This is a genomic window from Pseudaquabacterium terrae (assembly GCF_013266755.1).
In the GTDB taxonomy this organism is placed as follows: Bacteria; Pseudomonadota; Gammaproteobacteria; order Burkholderiales; family Burkholderiaceae_C; genus Pseudaquabacterium; species Pseudaquabacterium terrae.
The window spans coordinates 432056-454784 of the sequence record NZ_JABRWJ010000001.1 but is presented as its reverse complement, the minus strand read 5'-3'; the positions used below and the strand labels follow the sequence as shown (position 1 = coordinate 454784).

At 69.2% G+C, this 22729-nt stretch carries 21 protein-coding genes; 2 read left to right on the top strand and 19 right to left on the bottom strand.

The genetic code is table 11. The features are described from left to right. Positions 1–36 precede the first annotated feature (36 nt). Positions 37–1209 (top strand): N-methyl-L-tryptophan oxidase, encoded by a 1173-nt coding sequence (gene solA / locus HLB44_RS02145; protein ID WP_173120118.1) that lies wholly within the window; start codon positions 37–39, stop codon positions 1207–1209. Here solA and HLB44_RS02140 read toward each other — a convergent pair. From HLB44_RS02140 to HLB44_RS02115, 6 genes are read right to left on the bottom strand one after another with little or no spacing between them, the layout of a single operon-like run. Then, a complete protein-coding gene (locus HLB44_RS02140) occupies positions 1206–2036 on the bottom strand; it encodes a polysaccharide deacetylase family protein (RefSeq protein WP_343051203.1) in 831 nt (276 codons plus the stop codon). The genes solA and HLB44_RS02140 overlap by 4 nt on opposite strands. Next, on the bottom strand, positions 2033–3580 hold the full coding sequence (locus HLB44_RS02135) for a tryptophan halogenase family protein (protein WP_173120114.1): 1548 nt from the start codon (positions 3578–3580) through the stop codon (positions 2033–2035). Before HLB44_RS02135 ends, HLB44_RS02140 begins: the two co-directional genes overlap by 4 nt. 10 nt (positions 3581–3590) lie before the next feature. Beyond that, positions 3591–4613 (bottom strand): cupin-like domain-containing protein, encoded by a 1023-nt coding sequence (locus HLB44_RS02130; protein WP_246312008.1) that lies wholly within the window; start codon positions 4611–4613, stop codon positions 3591–3593. 8 nt (positions 4614–4621) lie between these two features. After that, on the bottom strand, positions 4622–5326 hold the full coding sequence (locus HLB44_RS02125; RefSeq protein ID WP_173120112.1) for a SapC family protein: 705 nt from the start codon (positions 5324–5326) through the stop codon (positions 4622–4624). Between the two features lie 9 nt (positions 5327–5335). Then, the gene (locus HLB44_RS02120) at positions 5336–6886 is read right to left on the bottom strand and encodes a tryptophan halogenase family protein (protein ID WP_173120110.1); all 1551 of its coding nucleotides are present in this window, start codon (positions 6884–6886) and stop codon (positions 5336–5338) included. 12 nt (positions 6887–6898) lie between these two features. After that, positions 6899–9991 (bottom strand): TonB-dependent receptor, encoded by a 3093-nt coding sequence (locus HLB44_RS02115; RefSeq protein WP_173120108.1) that lies wholly within the window; start codon positions 9989–9991, stop codon positions 6899–6901. 207 nt (positions 9992–10198) lie between these two features. Between HLB44_RS02115 and HLB44_RS02110 the strand changes: the two genes are divergently transcribed. Continuing rightward, on the top strand, positions 10199–11056 hold the full coding sequence (locus HLB44_RS02110; protein WP_173120105.1) for a glycoside hydrolase family 16 protein: 858 nt from the start codon (positions 10199–10201) through the stop codon (positions 11054–11056). A 17-nt stretch (positions 11057–11073) separates the two neighbouring features. On the opposite strand, the gene HLB44_RS02105 is transcribed toward HLB44_RS02110, so the two are convergent. The 13 genes from HLB44_RS02105 to HLB44_RS02045 all read right to left on the bottom strand — a co-directional run bounded on the left by HLB44_RS02105 (position 11074) and on the right by HLB44_RS02045 (position 22681). Beyond that, positions 11074–12135 carry an ABC transporter ATP-binding protein gene (locus HLB44_RS02105; RefSeq protein ID WP_173120103.1) on the bottom strand — a complete coding sequence of 354 codons (1062 nt, stop codon included), beginning with the start codon at positions 12133–12135 and terminating at the stop codon, positions 11074–11076. Positions 12136–12156: 21 nt separating this feature from the next. After that, positions 12157–13491: a GH1 family beta-glucosidase gene (locus tag HLB44_RS02100; RefSeq protein ID WP_173120101.1), complete on the bottom strand. Its 1335-nt coding sequence runs from the start codon at positions 13489–13491 to the stop codon at positions 12157–12159. Between the two features lie 70 nt (positions 13492–13561). Continuing rightward, positions 13562–14398 (bottom strand): carbohydrate ABC transporter permease, encoded by an 837-nt coding sequence (locus HLB44_RS02095; protein ID WP_173120099.1) that lies wholly within the window; start codon positions 14396–14398, stop codon positions 13562–13564. Next, a complete protein-coding gene (locus HLB44_RS02090) occupies positions 14395–15435 on the bottom strand; it encodes a carbohydrate ABC transporter permease (RefSeq protein WP_246312007.1) in 1041 nt (346 codons plus the stop codon). The genes HLB44_RS02095 and HLB44_RS02090 overlap by 4 nt, the downstream gene beginning before the upstream one ends. A gap of 11 nt (positions 15436–15446) precedes the next feature. Next, positions 15447–16736 carry an ABC transporter substrate-binding protein gene (locus HLB44_RS02085; protein WP_173120097.1) on the bottom strand — a complete coding sequence of 430 codons (1290 nt, stop codon included), beginning with the start codon at positions 16734–16736 and terminating at the stop codon, positions 15447–15449. A gap of 142 nt (positions 16737–16878) precedes the next feature. Then, positions 16879–17916, bottom strand: coding sequence for a LacI family DNA-binding transcriptional regulator (locus HLB44_RS02080; RefSeq protein ID WP_173120095.1), 1038 nt, complete (start codon positions 17914–17916; stop codon positions 16879–16881). Positions 17917–17970: 54 nt separating this feature from the next. Further along, the gene (locus tag HLB44_RS02075; RefSeq protein WP_173120093.1) at positions 17971–18309 is read right to left on the bottom strand and encodes a hypothetical protein; all 339 of its coding nucleotides are present in this window, start codon (positions 18307–18309) and stop codon (positions 17971–17973) included. Next, positions 18306–18782 (bottom strand): MOSC domain-containing protein, encoded by a 477-nt coding sequence (locus tag HLB44_RS02070; RefSeq protein ID WP_217283502.1) that lies wholly within the window; start codon positions 18780–18782, stop codon positions 18306–18308. The genes HLB44_RS02075 and HLB44_RS02070 overlap by 4 nt, the downstream gene beginning before the upstream one ends. A gap of 39 nt (positions 18783–18821) precedes the next feature. After that, on the bottom strand, positions 18822–19094 hold the full coding sequence (locus tag HLB44_RS02065) for a hypothetical protein (RefSeq protein ID WP_173120091.1): 273 nt from the start codon (positions 19092–19094) through the stop codon (positions 18822–18824). Positions 19095–19109: 15 nt separating this feature from the next. Next, positions 19110–19520 carry a GNAT family N-acetyltransferase gene (locus HLB44_RS02060; RefSeq protein WP_173120089.1) on the bottom strand — a complete coding sequence of 137 codons (411 nt, stop codon included), beginning with the start codon at positions 19518–19520 and terminating at the stop codon, positions 19110–19112. 8 nt (positions 19521–19528) lie between these two features. Continuing rightward, entirely contained in the window at positions 19529–19978 is a 450-nt protein-coding gene (locus tag HLB44_RS02055; RefSeq protein ID WP_173120087.1) for a DUF6174 domain-containing protein, read from the bottom strand. Next, the gene (locus tag HLB44_RS02050; RefSeq protein WP_173120085.1) at positions 19975–21522 is read right to left on the bottom strand and encodes an ATP-dependent DNA ligase; all 1548 of its coding nucleotides are present in this window, start codon (positions 21520–21522) and stop codon (positions 19975–19977) included. Before HLB44_RS02050 ends, HLB44_RS02055 begins: the two co-directional genes overlap by 4 nt. Positions 21523–21550: 28 nt before the next feature. Further along, on the bottom strand, positions 21551–22681 hold the full coding sequence (locus HLB44_RS02045; RefSeq protein ID WP_173120083.1) for a hypothetical protein: 1131 nt from the start codon (positions 22679–22681) through the stop codon (positions 21551–21553). Positions 22682–22729: the final 48 nt, after the last annotated feature.

The following is a 22729-nucleotide window of genomic DNA, read 5'->3' as shown; positions in this document are numbered from 1 at the left end:
GGCCGCAACGCGGTTTTCAGCGAAGTGAATGGCGTCATGAACCCTCCCACCGTCGCCGACGTCATCGTGATCGGCCTGGGCGCCTTCGGCAGCGCCACCGCCTGGCAGCTCGCGCGCCGCGGGGCGCGCGTGATCGGCATCGATCGCTTCGCCCCGCCGCACGACCGCGGTTCGAGCCACGGCGCCACGCGCATCACGCGGCTGGCCATCGGCGAGGGCGAGCTGTACGTGCCGATCGTGCTGCGCTCGCACCAGATCTGGCAGGCGCTCGAGGCCGCGCACGGCGAGCGCCTGTACCTGAAGACCGGCGGCCTGACCATGGGCGCGGGCGTCGGCCAGGCGCACCATCACCGCCGGCCCGACTTCCTGCGGCGCACCATCGCCGCGGCGCGCCGCTTTGACATTCCGCACGAGGTGCTGAACGCCGCCGAGGTGGCGGCGCGCTTTGCGCAGTTCCTGGTGCGCGGCGACGAGGTGGCCTATTACGAGCCCGACGCCGGGGTGTTGAAGCCCGAGCGCTGCGTCGCCGTGCAGCTCGAAGCGGCCCGGCGAGCGGGCGCCGTGCTGCGGCTGAACGAGACCGTGCTGGCCATTGAGAGCGCGCCGGGCGGCGCGGCGGTGCGCACCGATCGCGGCAGCGTCGCCGCCGGCCACGTGATCGTGACGGCCGGGCCCTGGCTGCCCGGGCTCGTCGGCGGCGCCTATGCGGCGCAGCTGCGCGTCATGCGCCAGGCCTTGCACTGGTTCCGGCCGGCCGAGCCCGCGCTGTACGCCTCGCCGGGCTGCCCGGTCTTCATCTGGATGCACGGCAGCGGCGACGGGGACACCTTCTACGGCTTCCCGATGGTCGATGGCTTCGGCGGCGTGAAGGTCGCGACCGAGCAGTACCGGCAGACCACCGACCCCGACCACCTGGTGCGCGAGGTCGGCGCCGAGGAAAGCGCCGACATGCACGCCCGGCACGTCGCAGGCCGCTTGCGCAGCGTGACGCCCGAGCGCGTGCACGCCGCCGCCTGCCCGTACACGGTGAGCCCGGACTCGGGCTTCGTCGTCGACCGGCATCCGACGCTCGACCACGTCACGGTAGTCTCGGCCTGCTCGGGCCACGGCTTCAAGCACTCGGCCGGATTGGGCGAGGCGCTGGCCCAGGCCACGCTCGGCGAGGTGCCGTTCATCGACCTCGGCGCGTTGTCGCTGCGCGGACCTTAAGGCCACTGCGCCGCTGGCTGGCGTGCGCGACGTGCCACGTCGGCGAAGGTGGCCACCCAATAGCGGCCAGGATGGGTGGCCAGGTGCCGCAGCAGGCGTTCGTGCGCGTGCTTCGACACCGCCAGGTAGTCGCCGCCGATGCCGTGGAAGGTGATGCTGGCCAGCCCTCGCCCGCTGCTGGCTGCCGCGGCGCGTTCGAGGAAGCCGATCAACGCGTCCGCGTCCGCTGCCACCGGCGCCCACGTGCTCACATCGTGCAGGTCCTGCGCCAGCACATCGTCCGTCACGCCGCCGCTGCGCGACTTGATGCCGAGAAAGAGAGGCAGGATCGCCGGCAGGTAGGGCTCGCCGCCGGCGCGCAGGTCGCCGCACGGCGCGGTGAACGTGCGCTCGGTGCGCCCGTCGATCGCGTGCAGGAACCCATTCGCCGCGACGATTTCGTCGCGCAGCGCCGCGACGCTCAGGCGATCGAGGTCACGATGCGGCGCGACCCAGTCCCGGTCCGACGCGGCGCTGCGTGAACACGGATGGAAGATCGTGTGGTTGCCGAGTTCGTGCCCGGCCGCGGCCGCGGCGCGCCATTCAGGCAGGCGCTGCGCGAGCGTCTCGCTCGACAGCGTGAGGTAGAAGCTGGCTTTCAGGCCGAGCGCGTTCAGCGCCGGCAGTGCGTTGTCCAGCTGCGACGGCAAGGCATCGTCATAGGACAGGCTGACGGCCAGCGTCGCGCCACCGGGCCAGGCGAACGATGGCCGCTGCTTTTCGGAGGCATGACCTGCAGGTGAACCGAGCAGCAGACACAGTGCCGCGAAGCCCGCGGCCGCCTTCACCTCGGCACGGCCAGCGCCGGCGCAGCCGCCGGCACGCCGGCCGGCTGCGCCACCGCGCCGCAATACTCGCGCACATAGGCCTCGTGCCGCGGCAGTGGCATTACTGTGCGCTCGACGCCCATGCGAATGCCCTCGAGGAAATGCCGCAGCTCCTCGTCGCCCATCATGTCGGCCGTTGCATTCGGCCGCCGCGGCACGATGCCCTGCCCCAGCATCACCTGGATCCACGAGTTCTCGGCGAACAGCTCGTTCGGCGCGCGAAAGACGCGGCCGCTCTCCTGGAACAGCTCGATGCGCTGGCGCAGCGACGCCGGAATGTCCATGCTGCGGCAGTCGCGCCAGAACGGCGTGTCGTCGCGCTGGGTCACGTGGTAGTGCAGCACGATGAAGTCGCGGATGTGCTTCATCTCCCAGCGCGTCTGGCGGTTGTATTCGTCGACGTCGGCCGCGCAGATGCCGTCCGAGGGGAACAGCTGCAGCAGCCGGATCACGCCGCGCTGGATCAGGTGGATGCTGGTCGACTCCAGCGGCTCGATGAAACCGCCGGCCAGGCCGATCGCGACGCAGTTGCCGCGCCAGGCTTCCTCGCGCTGGCCGGGGCGGAACTTCAGCACCCGCGGCGGCGCCAGCACCTCGCCCTGCACGCGTTGCAGCAGTGTCGCCTTGGCCGCGTCGTCGTCGAGGTAGCGGCTTGCGTAGACCATGCCGTTGCCGACCCGGTGCTGCAGCGGAATGCGCCATTGCCAGCCGCATTCGTGGGCGATCGAGCGCGTGTACGGCACCGCTTCGCCCACCGAGGCCGTCTGCGCGGCGACCGCGCTGTCGCAGGGCAGCCAGTGCGACCAGTCCTCGTAGCGCACGCCCATCGTCGTGCCGATCAAGAGCGCCCGGAAGCCGGTGCAGTCGATGAAGAGGTCGCCCGCGATCTCGGCGCCGCGATCGAGCTTCAGTGCGCGGATGTGGCCCGAGTCGGCGTGCTTCAGCACGTCGACGATCTTGCCCTCGACACGCTTGACGCCCAGCGGCTCGCTGAAGCTGCGCAGGAAGCGCGCATACCGCGTCGCGTCGAGGTGGAACGCGTAGTTCATGCCGGCCTTCGGCAGGTGCGCGAAGCGGTTCTCGCGCGCGGCGCGATGCTCGGTGCAGTAGTCGCCGTACTCGGCCGAGGCCAGGCCACGCTCGCGGCCCTTCAGCCAGAAATGCTGGAAGCCGGCGGTCCAGTGGTCGCGGCCGGTCAGGCCGAAGGAATGGATGTACTGGTGGCCGGGCGCGCGCCAGTGCTCGAAGCCGATGCCGAGCTTGAAGGTGGCCAGCGTCGCGGCCATGAACTCCTGCTCGTTGATGCCGAGCAGCTCGTGGAACAGCAGCAGCGTCGGGATCGTCGCCTCGCCGACGCCGACGGTGCCGATCTCGTCGGACTCGACCAGCGTGATGTCGAGCTTCCTGCCCAGCGTCTTCGCCAGGCAGGCCGCCACCATCCAGCCGGCGGTGCCGCCGCCGGCGATCACGATGCGGCGGGTCGGGGTGGGCGGGGTCGGTTGCATCGTGATCACCTCAGCGGTTGAGCTTCTGCAGCAGTTGCGCGCGCAGGCGGCGCGAGGCTTCGGCATCCAGCGGCTTCAGCACGCCGCGTGCATGCTCCGGGATATGCGCAGCGGTCGATGCATCGGCCGCGAAGACGTAATGCTCGAACAGCTGCTGCCAGGCGCGGCGCTGCTCCGGCGGCAGCTCGCGCACGCACAGGATGGTGTGCAGCAGCGCGGCGACCGGCGCGTCCATGTGCTCGGGCGTGTCGCGCCACCAGTAGTTCACCAGCGCGTTGAAGGGCGTGGTGGCCTCGACGTGGTGCCACCACAGGCTGGGAATGAGGATCGCATCGCCCGGAGCGAGCTCGGCGCCGCGGGCGCGCCGCGCGGCATCGGCATAACGCGGAAAACGATCGAGGTCCGGCGCGGTGATGTCGACCAGGCTCACCGGCTGGCCGGCCGGCGTGAAATCGAGGGGGCCGATGTACAGGTTGCCGACCTCCCCGGGCTCGAACAGCGTGAAGCGCCGCCGCCCGGCGACCACGCAAGCCAGGTTCGCCGGCAGGTCCTGGTGCGCGGCGATGCGCGTGCGATTGCCGAGCCACAGGCTCATCAACGGCTGCAGCTTGCCGAACCCGAGGTCGTTGTCATCGCGGAAACCCGGCAGGCAGGTGTCGATCGTCGTCGAGCCGACGTAGAGCGATGGCGGCCGCGGGTCGGCGTGGTGCCGTGCCAGCGCATCGAGCACGCTGCCCAGCGGCAGCCGCTCGGCATGGAAGTTGAAGCCGCTGAACTGAGCGTCGTAGAAGAAGCGGCCCTCGATCTCCGGCGCACCGATCCAGGCGTTGACGGTGGCGTCGCGCCAGCAGCGGCGCAGCAGCTGCGAGACGGCAGCGCCGGATGCGAGCGCGGCCTGCACAGCCGGCCAATGCCGCACCAGGCCGCGCACGACCACCGGCTCGGTGGACTGCAACAGCTCGTCGGGCAGCGCGGCCGGATCGATGCCGGTGATCTCGCGCACCGGCGTCGGCATCGGCAGGTGGACGCTCATGGTGCGTGCTACGAGCGACGGTTGCGGCGCTCGACCAGTGTGCGGAAGTTCGACAGCGACGCCACCGCCATGTAGATCGGCATCAGCTGGCCGGCGCGCTGCAGGCGCTCGAGCACCGCGCCGTCGAGCGCGGCGAGCCGGTCCTCGTCGATCGTGTAGAAGCCGGCCAGCCGGTGCGTCGAGCCGTCGTCGAGCTCGACGTCGAAGACGAAGGATTCCAGCAGCCGCAGCTCGAGCAGCGTGGTGATGAAGGCCGGCGTGGCCTGCAGCCCTTCGTGCAACGCGAGCAGCACCGAGTTCATGCGGTCGAGGTAGTCGGTGGTGCCGCCATGGGCCCGGAACAGCGCTTCACCGCCGGCACCGTTCACACCCAGCCGCGGGCTGTCGAGGTCGACGTGCATCAGCAACGAATCCCCGTCGCGGCCGATCAGAAACGGGTCACGCTCGATCGCCATCGGGACATACGGCGCGTCCCAACCCTGCGAGCCGAGGAACAGGTTCTCGCCTGCCTCGAACCCGAACAGCGCGAGCGGCTGGAAGCCCGTGCCGTCAGCGGTCTTCTGAAAGACGATCGGATAGTGCGCCTGCACGCTGCGGAACTCGGCCGGGAAGGTCACGGCCGACATCACGGCGTCGCCGAAGTGCTCGGCGCGGTCGGTCTTCACACGCAGATCGCGGTGGTCGATGTTGTTGAGCAGTGCGGGGCGGGTCATGGGCTGGTCTTAAATCGTCGATTGGCCGTGCAGCTTGATGTGATCGATCAGCGTGCGGTGGTCGGGCAGCGCGCCGAGCATGCGGCGCGTCAGTTCCGCGGCAGCGTGGAAATGTTCATCGGCCGCGGCCGCGTGCCTCGGCAGCGCCTCGGGCCGGAAGCCCATGCCGTACAGCACGTATTGCCAGCTCGCCGACGGAAACACCTCGTCGATGCGCTGCAGGTCGTAGCGCGACGGGCTGCGGTGACGCCACAGCAGCAGCATCTCGCGCAGCCGCTCCGGTATTGATTCCGCGCGCCGGTTGTCGCGCCAGAACTCGCTGTCGGCGCGCTGCGACAGCACGTAGTGCAGCTTCAGGAACTCGATGATGCGGCCCCAGCGGTAGCTGAAGCACTCGTTGAAGCGGCGCGCGCAGATGTCGACCGCCTCGCGCGTCGCCGGCAGGTCGTCGGCGAGCATCGCGGCCGAGAGCTCGATCAGCGCCAGCGCCGAGGCTTCGAGCGGCTCGATGAAGCCGGCCGACAGGCCGATCGCGACGCAGTTGCGGTGCCAGAAGCGCTCGCGGTGGCCGGGCGTGAAGCCGATCTTGCGCGGCGTGCCGGCGTTCTTCGGGCCGCCATGGGCCTCGATGTAGCGCAGCAGCGCGTCCGCGGCCGCGTCGTCGCTGGTGTGGGCGCTCGAGTAGACGTGACCAATGCCGCGCCGGCTCGACAGCCCGATGTCCCAGATCCAGCCGCTCGCTTGCGCGGTCGAGATCGTCTGCGAGGCGATCGGGTGGTCGTCACGCGAGTACGGCGCCTGCAATGCCAGCGCCGTGTCGCAGAACAGCACATGGCGCTGCGACACCAGCGGCACGCCGTAGTGCCGGCCCAGCAGCAGCGAGGGCATGCCGGTGCAGTCGACGAACAGGTCAGCCGCCAGCACGCCGTGGTCACGCGTCTTCAGCGCAGCGATGTCGCTGTTGTCGTGCGACAGCACCTCGACCATCTCGTCGAGCACATGCCGCACGCCGAGCCGCTCGACGCAGTGCCGGCGCAGAAAGGGCCCGAACTTGCCGGCATCGAAGTGGTAGGCGTAATTCGCGATCGACGCGTACTCCGGCGTTTGCGCCTGCTTCGGCGCGCGGTGCTGCGCGCACAGGTGCGGCTGCGGGCCGACCAGGTCGGCGAACGGCACATCGGCATGCTGCCGCAGCCAGCCGGCGACCAGGTCCGCATCGCCGTAGCCCTGTGGCAGCGAGAACGGGTGGTAGTAGCGATCACCGTCGCGCTGCGGATCGCGCCCGCCGATCCAGCGGTCGAAGCGCGAGCCCTGCTTGAAGGTCGCGTCGCATTCGCGCACCAGGTCCGATTCGCTGACGCCGATGGTGCGCAGCGTGTCGCGCATCGTCGGCCAGGTGCCCTCGCCGACGCCGATCGGCGCCTTGTCGGGCGACTCCAGCAGCGTCACGCGCAAGCCGTCGGCATCGGCCGAGCGGTGGCGCGCGGCGAGCACGCCCGCCACCAGCCAGCCGGCCGAACCGCCGCCGACGATGATCACCTGGCGGACGCTGCTGCTCATCCCTCGCCCTCCTCAGAACTGCCAGCGTGCCCCGAACATGTAGCGCCGGCCGGTCTGCGTCACACCGAGCAATTGCTCCTTGCGCCGGCCGTGCTGGCGCTGGATCTCGTCGGTCAGGTTGATCACCTCGGCCTGCACGGTGAGGTTGTCGGTGATCTTGTAGCCCAGCGTCACGTCCCACTGGCCGTAGGCCTCGGTGTAGACCGGGTTCGGCAGGCCGCTGCCGTCGACGACGTTGGCCAGGAACTTGTCGCGCCAGTTGTAGGCCGCGCGCACCGAGAACTTGTTGTCCTCGTAGAAGCCGACGAAGTTGGCCGAATCCGACAGCCCGACCAGCGGGAACTGTTCACCGAGGCTCGCGTTGTTGTACTCCAGCCCCGACTTGACCTTCGTGAAGTTGGCCGAGACGCCGAAGCCGGAGTTGCCGAACACGTGCTGGATGTTGAACTCCAGGCCCTTCAATTTCGACGAGCGCTGGTTCGCCGGGATGGTGATCGCGAAGGTCGCGATCGGGTCGCCCGGCTGGCCGGCGATCGTGCCCTGCTCGTTGCCGTTCGGATCGGTGCCGGTGCGCACGACACCGTTGCGGCCGTTGTGGGTGCGGAAGATGTAGTTGCGGATGCAGGTCAGGTCGCCCTGCACGCAGCCGCTTTGCACCGCCTCGTTGAACAGCGCGCCGCCGGCCGGCGTATGGAGATTGAACGGCGTCTGGTTCACCGTCGTCACGCCGACGAAGTTGTCGATGGTCTTGTGGAACAGGCCCAGCGCCGCATAGCTCGACTTGGCGTAGTAGTACTCGAACGACAGATCGAAGTTCTTGGCCTTCAGCGGCTTCAGCCCCGGGTTGCCTTGCGCGCCGGTGCCGCCGTTGATGCGGGCCAGCTGCGTCAGCGTCTGGCCGCCCTGGATGTGGTGCCACTGCGGCCGGCCGATGCTCTCGCCATAACTCGCGCGCAGCTTCATGCGGTCGTTCAGCTCGGCATCGAAGTCCAGGCTCGGCAGGAAGTACTTGTAGTCGCCGCTCAAGGTCGTGAACCCCGGCTGGCCGAACTGGACCGAGAACTCGTTGTTGCCGGTCCACAGGATGCCGGTGGCGGTGGGCACCAGCGCGGTCGACGTGATCTTGGTCCGCTCGTAGCGCACGCCGAGCGCGGCATGCATCGGCACGCCCCATTCCCAGTCCTGGTCGAACTGCAGGTAGGCGCTGTCGGAGTTCTCCTTGACGCGGCGGTCGGTCGTGAAGGCGTTCGACGCGAGGTACAGCGACGGGTCGCCGCCGACCTGCGCGGCGATCGCGCGCACCTTCTCGAAGTCCCAGACGTAGAACTGGTTGAACAGTGCGGGATCGCCGCTGCCCGAGATCTGGCCGAAGTACTGGCGCACGGTGTCGGCGCGCCACAGGTCATCGGGATAGTCGCCCGGATTCGTCGCGCCGCCCCAGGTGTCGCGCTGCACGTTCGAGAAGGCCGTGCGGTTCTCGACGCGGGTGGCCGCGAGGCCGAACCGGAGCTCCGACTCCTCGCGGATCTTCCACTTGCCCGACGCCTGGGCCTGGTCGACGCCCGACTTCATGTAGCTGTTGCGGAAGGACGAGCCGGTGACCATCATTTTCGATGCGTCGAGCTGCGAACCCTGGATGCTGAGCACCGGGAAGTCGCGCGTGAAATCGACCGAGGTCGTGCCGCGATTGAAGCTGGCCGCGCCGAGCACCGAGTTCGAGCCGTAGGGGCTGTCGGCGCCCGAGGTGGCGGTGGACTGGTGGATGTCGAACTCGAAGCCGAGCTTGTCGCTCGCTTTCCAGGCCAGGTTGAAGCCGGTCGACTTGTTCTCGTTGCGCGTGGCGTACAGCGCGCCGGCCATCGCGATGTCGCTGGTCGGCGGGTTGATGATCTCCGAATAGAAGGTCGGCGCGGCGGCCGGGCCGTCGGTCCACTTGGTCACCGTGGGGCCGAAGTTGAACCACGCCGACAGCTCGTTGCGCTTGGTCTGGATCTTGTTCTCGGAATACGTGTGGTCCAGCGTCGCGCGCAGGCCCTTGAAGGGCTCGAACTGCAGCGCCAGCTGGCCGTTGGTGCGCTTGCGCTGCACGCCGTTGAAGCTGTAGAGCAGGTTCTGCGGTACCGAGTAGATGTCGTTCGGGCCGGGCCGGTTGGTGATGTTCTCGCTGCCGGGCGTGCCGGGCTGCGGAATCGTGCCCCAGTTGTTCTCGTCGCCCTTGAAGGCGCGCCAGCCGTTCGGCACCGCGGCCTGGTTGAAGCCGAGGTCGCGCTCCTGGTAGCTGGCGCTGATCGCGATGCCGAAGCGGCCGTCGGCGAAGGTGTTGCTGAAGATGCCCGAGATCTCGGGGGTGACCGAGCTGCCCTGCAGGCTGCTCGGCAGGCGGTCGTTGGAATCGTCCTTGACGCCCTTGATGCCGACGCTCGCGCGCAGGCCGGGATTCTCCAGCGGCCGCGCGGTCTTGATGTTCACCGTCGCGCCGATGCCGCCGGCGGGCGAGCTGGCGCGGCTGGTCTTGTAGACCTCGATCGCCGACACCGACTCGGACGCCAGGTTCGCGAAGTCGAAGGCGCGCGAATTCGATGGCGCGGTGTCGGCGATGCTCGACGCCGGCATCTGGCGCCCATTGAGCAGCACGAGGTTGAAGTCCGGCCCGACGCCGCGCACCGTGATCGCCGAGCCCTCGCCGATCGTGCGGTCGATCGACACGCCGGTGATGCGCTGCATCGATTCGGCGAGGTTGGTGTCGGGGAACTTGCCGATGTCCTCGGCGACGATGCCGTCGACCACGCCCTGCGCATTGCGCTTCAGGTCCATCGCCGACTCGAGGCTGCGGCGGATGCCGGTGATGACGACGGTCATCGGCTGCTGCAGGGTGCCGGCCTGGGCCACCGGCGCCACGGTTGCGGCCTGCGCGAGCAGCGTGGGCGGGACCGCGGAGGCGGCCGCCGCAGGCGCCGCGGCGGACGCCGCCGCTGCCGGCGGCGCGGCCGCGGTCTGCGCCAACGCAGCCCCGCTGCACACCAGCCCGCAGGCCGCCGCCAGCGCCGTGATGCGGAAGATCGGGCGCGGGCCGTGAGCCGAACGGGCCGAGGGCAAGGGATTCATCAGCGTAGTCTCCGGTGTGTTTTCGATTGGGGACCCGTGGCGCGGAGGCGGTCAGTGGCGGCAGCCCGTCAAGCCTCCGCGCTCGGTGTCGGTCGAGGGTTGTCGTTGGATTCCGGTGCGTAGAAAGCGCTTTCAGTCGTTGGCGTTTGAAAGCGCTTTCAGCATAATAAGAGCGCCTTCAAGATTTGGAACCTAGGAGACACCCGAATGTCCTTGCCTTTCCAGCGCTTCGGCGCGCTCGCCGCCGCCTTGCTTACCGGCTGCGGCGGCACCGGCGACACCGTGCCGGCGACCGGCAGCCCGCCGCCCGCGCCGACGGCCACGACCTTGACGCTGCCGCCGACCTACCGGCTGGTGTGGTCGGACGAATTCGACGTGCCCGGCCTGCCCGACGCCAGCCGCTGGGTCTACGACACCGGCCTGAACAAGGCCGGCTGGCACAACCGCGAGAAGCAGTACTACGGCCACGCGCGGCTCGAGAACAGCGAGGTGCGCGACGGCCGCCTGGTCATCACCGCGCGGCGCGAAGAACTGCGCCAGGCGGCTGACTGGGGCGGCCAGCGGTACACCTCGGCGCGGCTGATCACCAGCGGCAAGGCATCGTGGACCTACGGCTTCTTCGAGATCCGCGCCAGGATGCCCTGCGGCGCCGGCACCTGGCCGGCGATCTGGACGCTGGGCCACGGCAACTGGCCGGCCGCCGGCGAGCTCGACATCCTGGAACACGTCGGCAGCGCGCCGACGCGCGTCTTCAGCACCGTGCATACCACCTCCGGCAGCGGCGGCCAGGGCGTCGGCGGCGGCTCGCAGCTGCCCACGGCCTGCAGCGCCTTCAACGACTACCAGATGCTGTGGACGCCGCATCGCGTGACGTTCGCGGTCAACGGCCGCGTGCACCACGTGTACGAGAACCGCGGCAGCGGCAGCGCGCAATGGCCATTCGATGCGCCGCAGTTCCTGATCCTGAACCTGGCCATCGGCGGCGACCTGGGCGGGGCGATCGACGACGCGATCTTCCCGGTGCGCTTCGAAGTCGAGCACGTGCGGATCTACCAGGCGCCGTGACGCCCCAGCGCGGCGGCTCAGTGCAGCCGCCGCCCGTCGTCGCCGAAGGCCAGCGCCGCGCCGTCGACGACGCGCAGGTGCAGCACCTCGCCGGCCTCGATCGCCGATGCGCCGTCGTTGATCCGCAAGGTCAGCAGTGGTTCGATGCCGAACACGCGCACATGCGCGACCACGCTGTCGCCCAGACGTTCGGCGAGCGCGACGACCGCCGCGATGCCCTCGCCCGAGGCATCGAGCTGCAGGTGTTCGGGCCGCAGGCCGATGCGCCGCGGCGAGCGGCCGTTGCGCCCGGCCAGCGCCGCATCCCACAGCGCCTGGTGCTCGCGGCTGGCCCCGACCGACGGCGGCGCGTCGACCAGGTTGATGCGCGGCGCGCCGAGGAAGGCGGCGACGAACTCGGTGTCCGGCGCGCGGTACACCGCCATCGGCTCGCCGAGCTGCTCGATGCGGCCGTCGTTGAACACGGCGATGCGGTCGCCCAAGGTCATCGCCTCGACCTGGTCGTGCGTCACGTAGACCATCGTCGTGCCGAGCGTCTCGCGCAGCCGCGCCAGCTCCACGCGCATGTCGACGCGCAGGCTCGCATCGAGGTTCGACAGCGGTTCGTCGAACAGGAACACGCGCGGGTTGCGCACGATCGCGCGGCCGATCGCCACGCGCTGGCGCTGGCCGCCCGACAAGTCCTTCGGATAACGCCCGAGCAGCTTCGTGATGCGCAGCGTGTCGGCCGCGCGCTTGACCTGCTGCTCACGCTCGGCCCTCGGCACGCCGGCCATGCGCAGTGCGAAGGCCATGTTCTCGGCCACGGTCATCTGCGGATACAGCGCATAACTCTGGAAGACCATCGCCGCGCCGCGATCGGCCGGGTGCAGCTCGTTGGCGCGCTGGCCGTCGATGCGCAGCTCGCCGTCGCTGATGTCCTCCAGCCCGGCGATCAGCCGCAGCGTGGTCGACTTGCCGCAGCCGGAGGGCCCGACGAAGACGATGAACTCGCCGTCGTGGATCTCCAGGTCGATGCCCTTGATGACCTCGACGTCGCCGAAGCGCTTGCGCAGTCCGCGCAGTGACAGCTGTCCCATCTCGTGCCCTCTCGAAAACGTTCAGCGCTGCCGTTGACGGGCGAGGAAGTCGCGGTACCAGAGCGCGCTGTCCTTCAGCGTGCGGCGCTGCGTGGCGTAGTCGACGTGCACGATGCCGAAGCGCTTGTCGTAGCCCGACGCCCACTCGAAGTTGTCGAGCAGGCTCCACACCATGTAGCCGTGCACGGGCGCGCCCTGGGCGATCGCATCGCTGACCGCGGCGACGTGCGTCGCCAGATAACGCGCACGATCGGCGTCGTGCACCCGGCCGTGGCTCAGCTCGTCGGCGAAGGCGCCGCCGTTCTCGGTGACGATCAGCGCCGGCACCGGGTAGTCGCGCCCCAGCGCCACCAGCAGCTCGGTCAGCCCCTGCGGGTAGATCTCCCAGCCCATCGCGGTGGTCTCGTGGCCGGCGGCCTGCGCATCCCACGGCTCGGCCGCGCTGACCACCGAGCGCGAGTAGTAGTTGACGCCGAGGAAGTCGATCGGCTGCGCGATGTCGGCCATGTCGCCGCGCTGCACCAGCGGCGCATCCGGGCCGAGCTCGGCGAGCACGTCTTCCGGGTACTTGGCGTGATAGATCGGATCGAGGTACCAGCGCCGCAGCAGCCCGTCCTCGAGCCGCGCCTTGTCGTGGTCGGCCGGGGCATCGGTGGCCGGGTGGAAGGGCGCGAGGTTCAGCACGATGCCGAGCTCGGCCTTCGCGCCGTCGGCGCGCAGGGCCTGCAGCGCCAGGCCGTGGCTCAGCAGCAGGTGGTGCGACACCTGCATCGCCAGCGGCCGGTGCTTCAGCCCCGGCGCGAAGATCCCGTTCTGGTGGCCGAGCACAGCCATCACCCAGGGCTCGTTGTGCGTGGTGATCGAGCGCACGCGGTCGCCGAGGCGCGCATGCACGTGGCGGGCGTATTCGACGAAGCGGTGCACCGTGTCGCGCGCGCCCCAGCCGCCCTCGTCCTGCAGCGCCTGCGGCAGGTCCCAGTGGTTCAGCGTGATGTAGGGCGTGACGCCGCGCGCGAGCAGGCCGTCGACGAGCTTGTCGTAGAAATCCATGCCGGCGGCATTGAACGCGCCGTGGCCATCGGGCCGCACGCGCGGCCAGGCGATCGAGAAGCGGTAGGCCTCGACGCCCAGGCTCTTGACCAGGTCGAGATCGGTCGCCCAGCGGTGGTAGTGGTCGCAGGCGACGTCGCCCGAACAGCCGTCGGCGATCGCGCCGGGCACGCGGCAGAACGTGTCCCAGATCGACGGTCCGCGGCCGTCGACCCTGGCCGCGCCTTCGATCTGATAGGCGCTGGTGGCCACGCCCCAGACGAAACCGGGGGGAAAGGGGGGCGTCAAGCCGAGTGGGTCGTTCATGGTCGAAGCCGGACCTCGCAGGCCGGCGTGCAAGTCAGACAAAGCGGGCCGCAGGAGCCCGGAACAGGCGCTACTGCTTCACGGCGCCCACGGTCAGGCCGGCGATCAATTGCCGGGAGGCGAGCGTGTACAGCACCAGCAGCGGCAAGGTCGCCACCGCCGCACCGGCCATCAATGCGCCCCATTCGGTGTCCGCCGGGCTCTGCAGGCTGCGCAGCGCCAACGGCAAGGTGTAGTTGTCGGGACTGCGCATCACGATCAGCGGCCCGATGAAGTTGTTCCACGAGCCGATGAAGGTCACCAGCCCCAGCGTGCCGAGCGCGGGCTTCAGCAGCGGCAGCACGATGCGCGCATAGATGCCGAGCTCGCCGCAGCCATCCATGCGCGCGGCTTCGATCAATTCGCGAGGCACCGCGCTCAGCACGTATTGCCGCATCAGGAAGATGCCGAAGGCGCTGGCCGCGCCGGGGATGTACAGCGCGCGCGGCTGGTCGATCCAGCCCAGCGCGTCCATGATCATGAAGGTCGGGATCATGCTCATGAACGACGGCAGCAGCATGGTGCCGATGACCAGTGCGAAGAGCGCCTTCTTGAAGCGGAACTCGAACATCGCGAAGGCGTAGCCGCCCATCGAGCAGAACAGCAGCGTCAGCGCCGTCGACGCCAGCGCGACGTAGACGCTCCAGCCGAGATTGCGCCAGAACGGAATGCGCTCACCGAGGATGCGCAGGTTGTTCAGCAGGTCGTCGCCGAACCACATCGGCGGCGGCACGCTGAAGATCTCCGTGCGCGAATGCGTCGCGAAGACGAACATGAACCAGAACGGCGCCAGCATCAGCAGCGCGCCGGCGCCGATGAGGGCGTAGGCGGCCCAGGTGGCGCGAACGGTGTTGCGGCGTGCGTTCATCGCAGGCCTCTGCCGATGCCGCGGTGGATCGCCCAGGTCAGCGCGCCCACCGCGATGAACAGCAGCCAGGACATCGCGCTCGCAGCGCCGAAGTCATTGAAATCGAAGGCCGTGCGGTACAGGTACACCGCGGCCGTCATGCCGGCCTGGTCCGAGCCGCCGCGTCCATCGGGCGTCAGGATGAAGGGCTCCTCGAACAGCTGCAGCCCGCCGACGACGCTCAAGGTGACGCCGAACAGGATCATGGGTTTGAGCCCCGGCAGCGTGATGTGGAAGAACTGCTGCAGCGGGCCGGCGCCGTCGATCGTCGCGGCCTCGTACAGGTCGCGCGGGATCGCCTGCAGGCCGGCCAGGTACAGCACGATGTTGAAGCCGACGAAGCGCCAGAACACCAGCACCGCGATGGCCGGCTTCAGGTGCTCGGGGTCGTTGATCCAGTCGATCGCCTGCGCCGGCATCAGCGCGCCGATCAGTGGCCATTTCGCGAGCCCACGCAGCACCGCATTGATGAGCCCGTATTCGGTGGAATACAGCAGCGTGAAGACGATGGCCACCGCGACGGTCGAGGTGATGTAGGGCACGAAGTACGCGCCCAGCACGATGTTGCGCCAGCGCTTGAAGCCGGCATGGATGAAGCAGGCCAGCGGAATCGCCACCAGGTGCTGCGGCACGCCGCCGGCGACCGCCAGCCACAGCGTGTTCCACATCGACTTCCAGAACCACTCGTCGCTCAACGCGAAGCGGAAGTTGTCCCAGCCGACGAAGCTCATCGCGCCCAGGCCGCTGGTCGGCTCCCAGCTCTGGAACGCGAGGTAGAGCGAAAAGCCCAGCGGGAACAGGCCGAAGATCAGGAACAGCGCGAGGAAGGGCAGCAGCAGCACGTAGGGGGCGGAGCGCGCCGAGATGCGCAGCCGGCTGCCGCGCGCGGGCACCGCTGCACTGGCGGCGCTGGTGGCACTGACAGGAGGCAGCGTCTCGGGTGCATCGGCGGGGCGCAGCGGCGTCGTCATCGCAGGGGGTGTGCCGTCGAGTGCCATCGTCGCCGCTTTCAGCGCAACGCGCGCTGCTTCAGCAGCCGCTCGGCGTCACCCAGCGCGGTGGGAATGTCCTTGCCGCGCAGCAGCACCTTGTCGAGCTCGGTGTTGATCACCTCCTCGGCGAAGCGGTCCTGCTTGTGCACGGTCGGCGCGGTGATGCGGCGTGCAGCCTCACGCCAGACGGTGCGCGCCGGCTGGCCACCGAGAAAGGGAATGGGCTGCTCGAAGAACGGGTCGCCGTAGGTGTCGACCGCCGCCGGGAAGGCATCGTGCTGCTGGAACGCGGCCAGCTGCAATCGGCGATCGGTGGTCAGCAGCGTCGCCAGTTCCCAGGCCAGTGCCTTGCCCGCCGGATCGGCGGCACGCGGCAGCGCGAAGAAGGTGCCGCCGTAGGCCGCGTACGCGCCCTCGGGCAATTGCGCCGCGCGCCACAACCCGCGCGTGCCCGGGGCGAGCCAGTTGTTCAGGTGGCCGGCGAGCCAGGCGCCCATCATCTGCGTGGCGATGCCGCCGCGCCGGAAACCTTCGGTCCAGTCCGACGACCAGGAGCCGATGTTCGCGTCCAGCTTGGCCTTGCGCACCGCACGCGCCAGCTCGAAGGCGCGCGCGTAGTGCGGCGAATTGACGCGCACCGTGTTGCCGCGGCCGAAGTAGATGCCGTCGCCGGGCGTGACGCCGGCGCGGATCAGGATGTCCTTCATGTCGCGCGCATGCGCCAGCAGCACGGCGCCGGTGCTGGCCTTGATGCGCCGGCCGGCCTCGACGAAGCCGTCCCAGCTGCGCACCAGGTCGGCTTCGACCAGGCCGGCGCGCTGCAGCAGGTCGCTGCGGTACAGCAGCGTGCCGGGGCCGACATCGGTGGGCACCGCGACGACCTCACCGCGCGGGTTGGTCGCCTGCTGGTACGCGTAGGGCACGAAACGCTGACGCAGCGCCTCGATGTTGAACGGCGCGCGACGCAGATCTTCGAGCCCGCTGCCGAGCGAGAAGCGGCCGACGTAATCGGCCTCCAGCGCGAACAGGTCCGGCAGGTTGCTCTGGCTCGACAGCGCCGTCGTCATCGCCACGTGGTGGTCCGACGCGCGCCGGCTGACGACCTTCAGCTCGACGTCGGGATGCAGCTCGCGCCAGGCGGGAACAGCACCGCGCACGATCTGGTCGATCGCCGGAAACGCGGCGACCGTCAGCGCGCGCGGCGCCGCAGCGCGCGCCGCCGTCGTGCCGAGGGCCCAGGCCGCAGGCAGCCCCAGCGCGATGCGGCGGCGCAGCGCGTGAACGGTGAAGGGGCGGCGTGAGGACATGGGAAGGCGGGTTGTGCTGAAAGCGCTTTCACACTCTATGAGCGCGCCTCGCAGCTGTCAACTCAGGGTAATCGCGGCCCCGCGGTGCGGCGCGGGACCGGGCGGGCGCTCGAGCGCGCGCTCAGCCCTCTCGGGGCCTCTCTCAGGCCGGCGCGATCGGCCGCGTCGACGCGCGCACGATCAGCTGCGGCTTCGGCAGCTGCGCCTTCGGCAGCTCGCCGGCCAGCAGCTCGAGCAGGCTGGCCGCCGCGAGCCGGCCCATCTCGAGCCCCGACTGCTGGATCGTCGTCAGCGGCGGGATCGAGTGCGTGGCGCCGGCCAGGTCGTCGAAGCCGACCACCGACACGTCGTCGGGCACGCGCAAGCCTTCTTCGTACAGCGCCAGCGCGGCGCCGAAGGCCATCTGGTCATTGGCCGCGAAGATCGCGCTGAACGCTTCGCCGCTGGCCAGCAGCCGCTGCACCGCGGCGCGGCCGCTCTCCTCGATGAAGCTGCCCTGCAGCACCAGGCTCGATTTGAAGCGCACGCCCGCTGCCTGCAGCGCGCTGCGATAACCGCGCAGGCGCTCGTTGGCATCCGGGTGCACCGGATCGCCGGCGATGAAGGCGATGCGCCGATGGCCCAGCGACAGCAGGTGCTCGGTCGCCAGCCGCGCCCCTTCGAAGTCATCGAACTGCAGCGAATACAGCCCCGGCGCCTTCAGCACACGCCCGGTGATCACCGTCGGCAGCGTCTTCGCCACCTTGCCCAACTCGGCATCGCCGAGCCGCCCGGTCAGCACGATCAGCCCATCGACGCGGCGCGAGCGCAGCACCTCGATGCAGCGCTTCTCCTCGTCGGCGTTCCAGTGGCCGCTGACGAACAGCGGGATGTAGCCGGCCTTGTCCAGCACCTCCTCGATGCCGCGCAGCGCGACGCCGTAGAACGGGCTGTCGATCGCCTGCGTGATGACGCCCGCGCTGAGCGTGCGCCCGCCGGCCAGCCCGCGCGCGATCGGGTTCGGCACGAAGCCGAGCTCGGCGATCGCCAGGTCGACCGCCGCGCGCTTCTCGTCGCTGACGACTGCCGTGCCGTTGAGGATGCGCGAGACGGTGGCCGGCGACACGCCGCTGCGCAGAGCGACCATCTCCAGCGTGACCTTGCCGCCGGCGGGACCCGTGCGGGCTGCTGATTTGCGCATGCGCGTGATTGTGCATGCGCTTTCACGGCGGGGCGAACGAGCGCTCAGCCCGGATCAGGCCGTGGGCCTGACTTCGCGGATGATGCTTCCGGCCATGAGGGCGAACACGCCGGCGAATACGGGAGAGACGTAGACGACGAGCACCACGAACAGGCACAGCGCAATGCCGGCACAGACCAGCAGCCGGTCTCTGGACAGCAGGCGCGGCAGCGACAGGAACACCGCCATGGCCAATGAGGCCACCGACAGTGGCCAGCCGACAGTCGGCGCAGACAAGCCCCGCAACCCCGGCAACGGGACTTCAGCGCCAAACAGATGCGGCCACGAGGCGGCAACGATTGCTGCCGCGGCGGCGAGCCAGGCGAGCGGCGCGCTCCCTGCCAGCGGTCTCATGCGCGTGCCTGACCAGACGCCTCGCACTCGAGCTGCGCGCCTTGCCGCAACTCACCGCTCGAGAGCGCATCGGCGCGCAAGCCTGCGCGATGAACGAATGCCTTGACGACGGCAGGCGGTGCAAGCGCTGCCGACGACAGCGCCTGGCCCAGGCCGAGGCACGGCTCGCAGAGCTCGACGCCGCGAAAGCGCAGGCCGCCGGCAATGAACTCCTTGCCGACGAGCTCGTTCAATCGGACGCCGCGGGTCACGACGTTGCGCCTCGTGACCGAAAGATCCCGAGGCCTCGCGTGGAGGTCCTGGAAGGATTCGATGGCCTCCGCCTCGACGAACGTGATGTTCTGGCCCGGCTCGTCATGCCGCCCAAAGTACCGGTCCCCGACGATGCCCGCCCCGGCAATCACCTGGACCGCCGGCACCTCCTGCTGAGAATCGCCGGAGGGTGCGCCGATGTAGATGCGTTCGATGATCAAGCGAATGTCTCCGAGTGGACGGTGAGTTCGAAGAGCCTCCTACTCTTCGGTCAGTGCCGCGATCATCGCCCAGACAGCGCCAAGGAGGATCGCGACGACGGCGAGCTGAAGCCAGGCATCCCACGTCAAGCGGATCCACCTTGCCAGGGCATCGTGTCCGATGAAGTCGGCCGTGCGCTCCCTGCGCGAACGGAAGAGGGCATACGCCCTCAAGCACGCGCTGAACGCGAGGACGAGCAACGTGAACTCGGCCGTGGCCCAGAACAAGGCGGGTACGGCCTCGGCAAGGAAGGCGATGATCCGATCGGCCATCCGTTCGTTTCGCAACTACGCGATGCGCAGGGACATGCCGGACTTCTTGGGAGGCAGCGAGGCTTCGAAGCCGTAGCGCTCGTAGAACTTTGGAGTCCCATGGTCTGCCATCAGGCTGACGTAGGCGGTCGACGGCGCGTTCTCATGAATCCAGCGCATCAGCGCCCTCATGATCATGTCGCCGAGCCCCTTCTTCTGGTGCTCCGGCCGCACCGCGATGTCCACGATCTCGAAGAAGCAGCCGCCGTCGCCGATGATCCGACCGATGCCCACGGGTGCGGCATCCAGGTACACGACCACGCTGAAGAGGCCATTGCTCAGACCGACAGTGGCCGCCTGAGACGACTTCCTGCTGAGGCCCGCTGCGAGGCGAATGTCGATGTAGGTTTCGACGGAGGGAACGTCGTGTCGAAGTACGTAGCGCATTTGATCACTCATGCACCGGCCACGAATTCGACGATGGTGAAGCCGACTTCATCATCGACGAAGCCCCCGCTGTAGTCGATGTACACGCTGGTGGGATAGCCGTAGGTCTGATCGGCCGTCACCCGGATCACACTGGCCTTGTGCGCATAGGCATCGTCGATGCGGTCGAAGATGCGCCCGATGGTCTGAACGGACTTGAGTTCTTCCGCCGGCAGCGCCATGCCGGTCTCCTTCGCGTGCGCCTCAATCACCAGGTTGTCCCGCACCGTGACCGCGATCGGTCCGCGCGAGGGACAGAAGCAGGACATCGAGTACGTGAAGCGATAACTGCGAACGTTGGCGTCCAACCAGCGCTGCTTCGCTGCGGTGACGGTGGGGTCGCGATCCGGATCGGAATCGCCGCCGCAGCCCGTCAACGGAAGCCATGCGGCCACCAGAAGTGCCATCAACCGTTTCATGCCTCATTCGCTCCTTGCGCCGCATACAAAGCCCGCACCGCCTCGATCGTATCCGCCTCCTCGGCCCGCTTGTCCGGCCGGTAGCCCTTGACCCGCGCAAAGCGCAGCGCGAGGCCACCCGGATACTGCGGGCTCTGCTGCAAGTCGTTGAACGCGATCTCGACCACCAGCTCGGGCCGCACATATACCGTGTAAGCATCGCGGCTGCTCTCGCGTGCCAGCAGCTCGGCGGTCTGCCATTCGAGCAGCGCGTCGGTCATGCCCTTGAAGGTCTTGCCCAGCTTCACCCAGCCGCCGGCCGGATCACGCGCACCGAGGTGCAGGTTCGACAGCCAGCCACGGCGGCGGCCGTGGCCCCATTCGGCGGCCAGCACGACCAAGTCGAGCGTGTGGGTGCGCTTGACCTTCAGCCAGCTCGCGCCGCGGCCGCCCGCTTCGTAGGGCGCATCGAGCGCCTTTGCCATCACGCCCTCGTGGCCGCGCGCCAGGGCATCGGCATAGAAGTCTTCGGCGGCGGCGACGTCGGCAGTGATCAGGCGCGGGATCACGAGCGCTGGGGGCACAACGTCGGCGAGCGCATCGAAGCGCTCGCGGGCGGGCCGGTCGATCAGCGGCATGACGTCGCGGTGCAGGCAGTCGAAGAAGTAGACCGCCAAGGGCAATTCGCTGCGCATGCGCGCGACGTCGAGCTTGCGGCCGAAGCGACGCATCGTCACCTGGAATGGCAGCGGCGTGCCGCCGGCGTTCAACGCGACGGCCTCGCCGTCGAGCACCAGTTCCTGCGCCGGCAGCGCCTGCACCGCCTCGACGATCTCGGGCACCGAGGCGGTGACGTCGTTCAGGTTGCGCGTGTAAACCTCGACGCGCTCACCCGACTTGTGCACCTGCACGCGCGCACCATCGACCTTCCATTCGAGCGCCGCGGTGCCCAGCCGCGCCATCGCATCGGCGATGTCCTCGGCCGGCGTTGCGAGCATCGGCTGCAGCGGCCGGTGCAGCGCGACGCCGAAGCCGGCGAGCGCGGCCGCGCCTTCGGTCAGGGCCAGGCGCGCGACCATCCCCACATCGCCGGCAAACATCGCCGCGCGGCGCACGTCGGCCAGCGGCACGCCGGACGCCGCGGCGACCGCATCGATCATCACGCCTTCGAGCGCGCCCTGGCGCAGCTCGCCGACCAGCAGGCGCATCAGAAAGTCCTGCTCGGCCGCCGTGGCGCGCTGGAACAGCTCATGCAGCTGCGCATGGCGCGCGGCCGCCGAGCCTTTGCCGCTCGTCGCCGCGATGCGGCCGAGCGCGGCGTCGACCTCGAGCAGCATCAGCGCGGCTTGCGCCGCGGGCTCGCCGCGTTGTGCGGCCAGCGTGGCGTAGCCGAGGCCGATGCGGCCCTGGCGGATCACACCGGAGAGAAAGGCGACGGCGATCTCGACTTCATCGCCGGCCGCGCCGCGCAGGCAGCCGGCGATCGCATCGCGCTTGGCGATCCGGCTGCTGGTTTCCGCAGCGCGACGGGAGGCATCGACGACAGCGGCGAGCGGGGTCGGCATCGGCGCATTGTGAGTGCGCCGCGCAGCGCTACCGGCGCGTCGAGCGCAGGCCCGCCATCAGCATCAACCCCGTCAGCGCGAGCCCCAGGCTGTCCGGCAGCGGCACGATGAAAGCCGCGCTCATGCCGAACTCCAGGCCGGTGTCGGTCTCGTTCCAGTAGACCTGCTGGTTCGCCCCCAGCCCGTCGATGAACAGCAGGCTCTCGGCGAGGTCCAGCGTCGCCTCGATGTTCATCTCCTGCAGCAGCAGGTACAGCGACTGCAGCACATCGTTGGCGGTCTGGCCCGACACGATGTCGACCACCGCGACCGGCACGCCGCCATCGGGGCTGGTGATCGGATCGCCGAAGCTGTCGACCTCGAAGACGCCGAACGCGGCATACGGCGTCGATGTCGGGTCGCCGGGGAAGTCGCCGATCGAGATGCCGCTGGAGGTCCCGGCCGAGCCCATCATGCTGCCCATCGAGCTGCCCGACGAGGGGGGTGGCGGTGGCGGCACGCCGGGGATCTCGCCCTGGCCCCAGACCCCGCCGCCGGGCTCGCCGGTCGGATTGCCGCCGACGATCTTGATGGTGCCGTTCTGCTGGCGCACGCGTTCGCCGAAGACCACCTGCTGGCCCATCATCTGCGGATCGTTCTTCAGCCGCGGATCGTTGACCAGGTTGGTGAACTCGACATAACCCTGCTTGAACTTCTTGTAGATCGGAATGAAGAAGCCGAACCGATCGCGCAGGTACCTGCCCTGGGCATTCCTGCGATAGCCGACGATGACATTGACCTCCTTGTCGATGGCCTTCGCGGTGCCGGGCACGAGCGCATTGGTCGCGTCGGCGATGGCCGCGGCCTTCTCGCGCGTCAGCCGCGCGGCGTAGGCGAAGTCGTCCTCGCCCTGCTTGCGGTCGGTCTTCACGTAGGTGACGTTCACCTTCTGGATCCGTCCGCGCGTCGCGTCGTTGGGGTCGCGCAATTGCAGCTGCAGGATGATCGGATCGTTGGCCGGCGTGCTGCGCTGCGGTGCGCCGATCGGCGTCTGCAGGGCCGGCAGCGGAGCCAGCGGTTTGGCTGCCTGCGCCTGCGCATCGGCCACGGCCAGGCTGGCGAGCAGCGCGCACAGGGCCGCGAGATGACGCGTGCGCAACCGCAGATCGATGGATCCCATGTCGATGCTCCCTTACAGCTGGACACGACGGTGGATCGCGGTGATGGC

Bases quoted from the DNA above. Each gene is read 5' to 3' on its own strand.
- solA (WP_173120118.1), top strand. From the start codon at position 37: ATGAACCCTCCCACCGTCGCCGACGTCATCGTGATCGGCCTGGGCGCC.
- HLB44_RS02135 (WP_173120114.1), bottom strand. From the start codon at position 3,580: ATGCAACCGACCCCGCCCACCCCGACCCGCCGCATCGTGATCGCCGGC.
- HLB44_RS02130 (WP_246312008.1), bottom strand. From the start codon at position 4,613: ATGAGCGTCCACCTGCCGATGCCGACGCCGGTGCGCGAGATCACCGGC.
- HLB44_RS02125 (WP_173120112.1), bottom strand. From the start codon at position 5,326: ATGACCCGCCCCGCACTGCTCAACAACATCGACCACCGCGATCTGCGT.
- HLB44_RS02120 (WP_173120110.1), bottom strand. From the start codon at position 6,886: ATGAGCAGCAGCGTCCGCCAGGTGATCATCGTCGGCGGCGGTTCGGCC.
- HLB44_RS02115 (WP_173120108.1), bottom strand. From the start codon at position 9,991: ATGAATCCCTTGCCCTCGGCCCGTTCGGCTCACGGCCCGCGCCCGATC.
- HLB44_RS02110 (WP_173120105.1), top strand. From the start codon at position 10,199: ATGTCCTTGCCTTTCCAGCGCTTCGGCGCGCTCGCCGCCGCCTTGCTT.
- HLB44_RS02105 (WP_173120103.1), bottom strand. From the start codon at position 12,135: ATGGGACAGCTGTCACTGCGCGGACTGCGCAAGCGCTTCGGCGACGTC.
- HLB44_RS02100 (WP_173120101.1), bottom strand. From the start codon at position 13,491: ATGAACGACCCACTCGGCTTGACGCCCCCCTTTCCCCCCGGTTTCGTC.
- HLB44_RS02095 (WP_173120099.1), bottom strand. From the start codon at position 14,398: ATGAACGCACGCCGCAACACCGTTCGCGCCACCTGGGCCGCCTACGCC.
- HLB44_RS02090 (WP_246312007.1), bottom strand. From the start codon at position 15,435: ATGGCACTCGACGGCACACCCCCTGCGATGACGACGCCGCTGCGCCCC.
- HLB44_RS02085 (WP_173120097.1), bottom strand. From the start codon at position 16,736: ATGTCCTCACGCCGCCCCTTCACCGTTCACGCGCTGCGCCGCCGCATC.
- HLB44_RS02080 (WP_173120095.1), bottom strand. From the start codon at position 17,916: ATGCGCAAATCAGCAGCCCGCACGGGTCCCGCCGGCGGCAAGGTCACG.
- HLB44_RS02075 (WP_173120093.1), bottom strand. From the start codon at position 18,309: ATGAGACCGCTGGCAGGGAGCGCGCCGCTCGCCTGGCTCGCCGCCGCG.
- HLB44_RS02065 (WP_173120091.1), bottom strand. From the start codon at position 19,094: ATGGCCGATCGGATCATCGCCTTCCTTGCCGAGGCCGTACCCGCCTTG.
- HLB44_RS02060 (WP_173120089.1), bottom strand. From the start codon at position 19,520: ATGCGCTACGTACTTCGACACGACGTTCCCTCCGTCGAAACCTACATC.
- HLB44_RS02055 (WP_173120087.1), bottom strand. From the start codon at position 19,978: ATGAAACGGTTGATGGCACTTCTGGTGGCCGCATGGCTTCCGTTGACG.
- HLB44_RS02050 (WP_173120085.1), bottom strand. From the start codon at position 21,522: ATGCCGACCCCGCTCGCCGCTGTCGTCGATGCCTCCCGTCGCGCTGCG.
- HLB44_RS02045 (WP_173120083.1), bottom strand. From the start codon at position 22,681: ATGGGATCCATCGATCTGCGGTTGCGCACGCGTCATCTCGCGGCCCTG.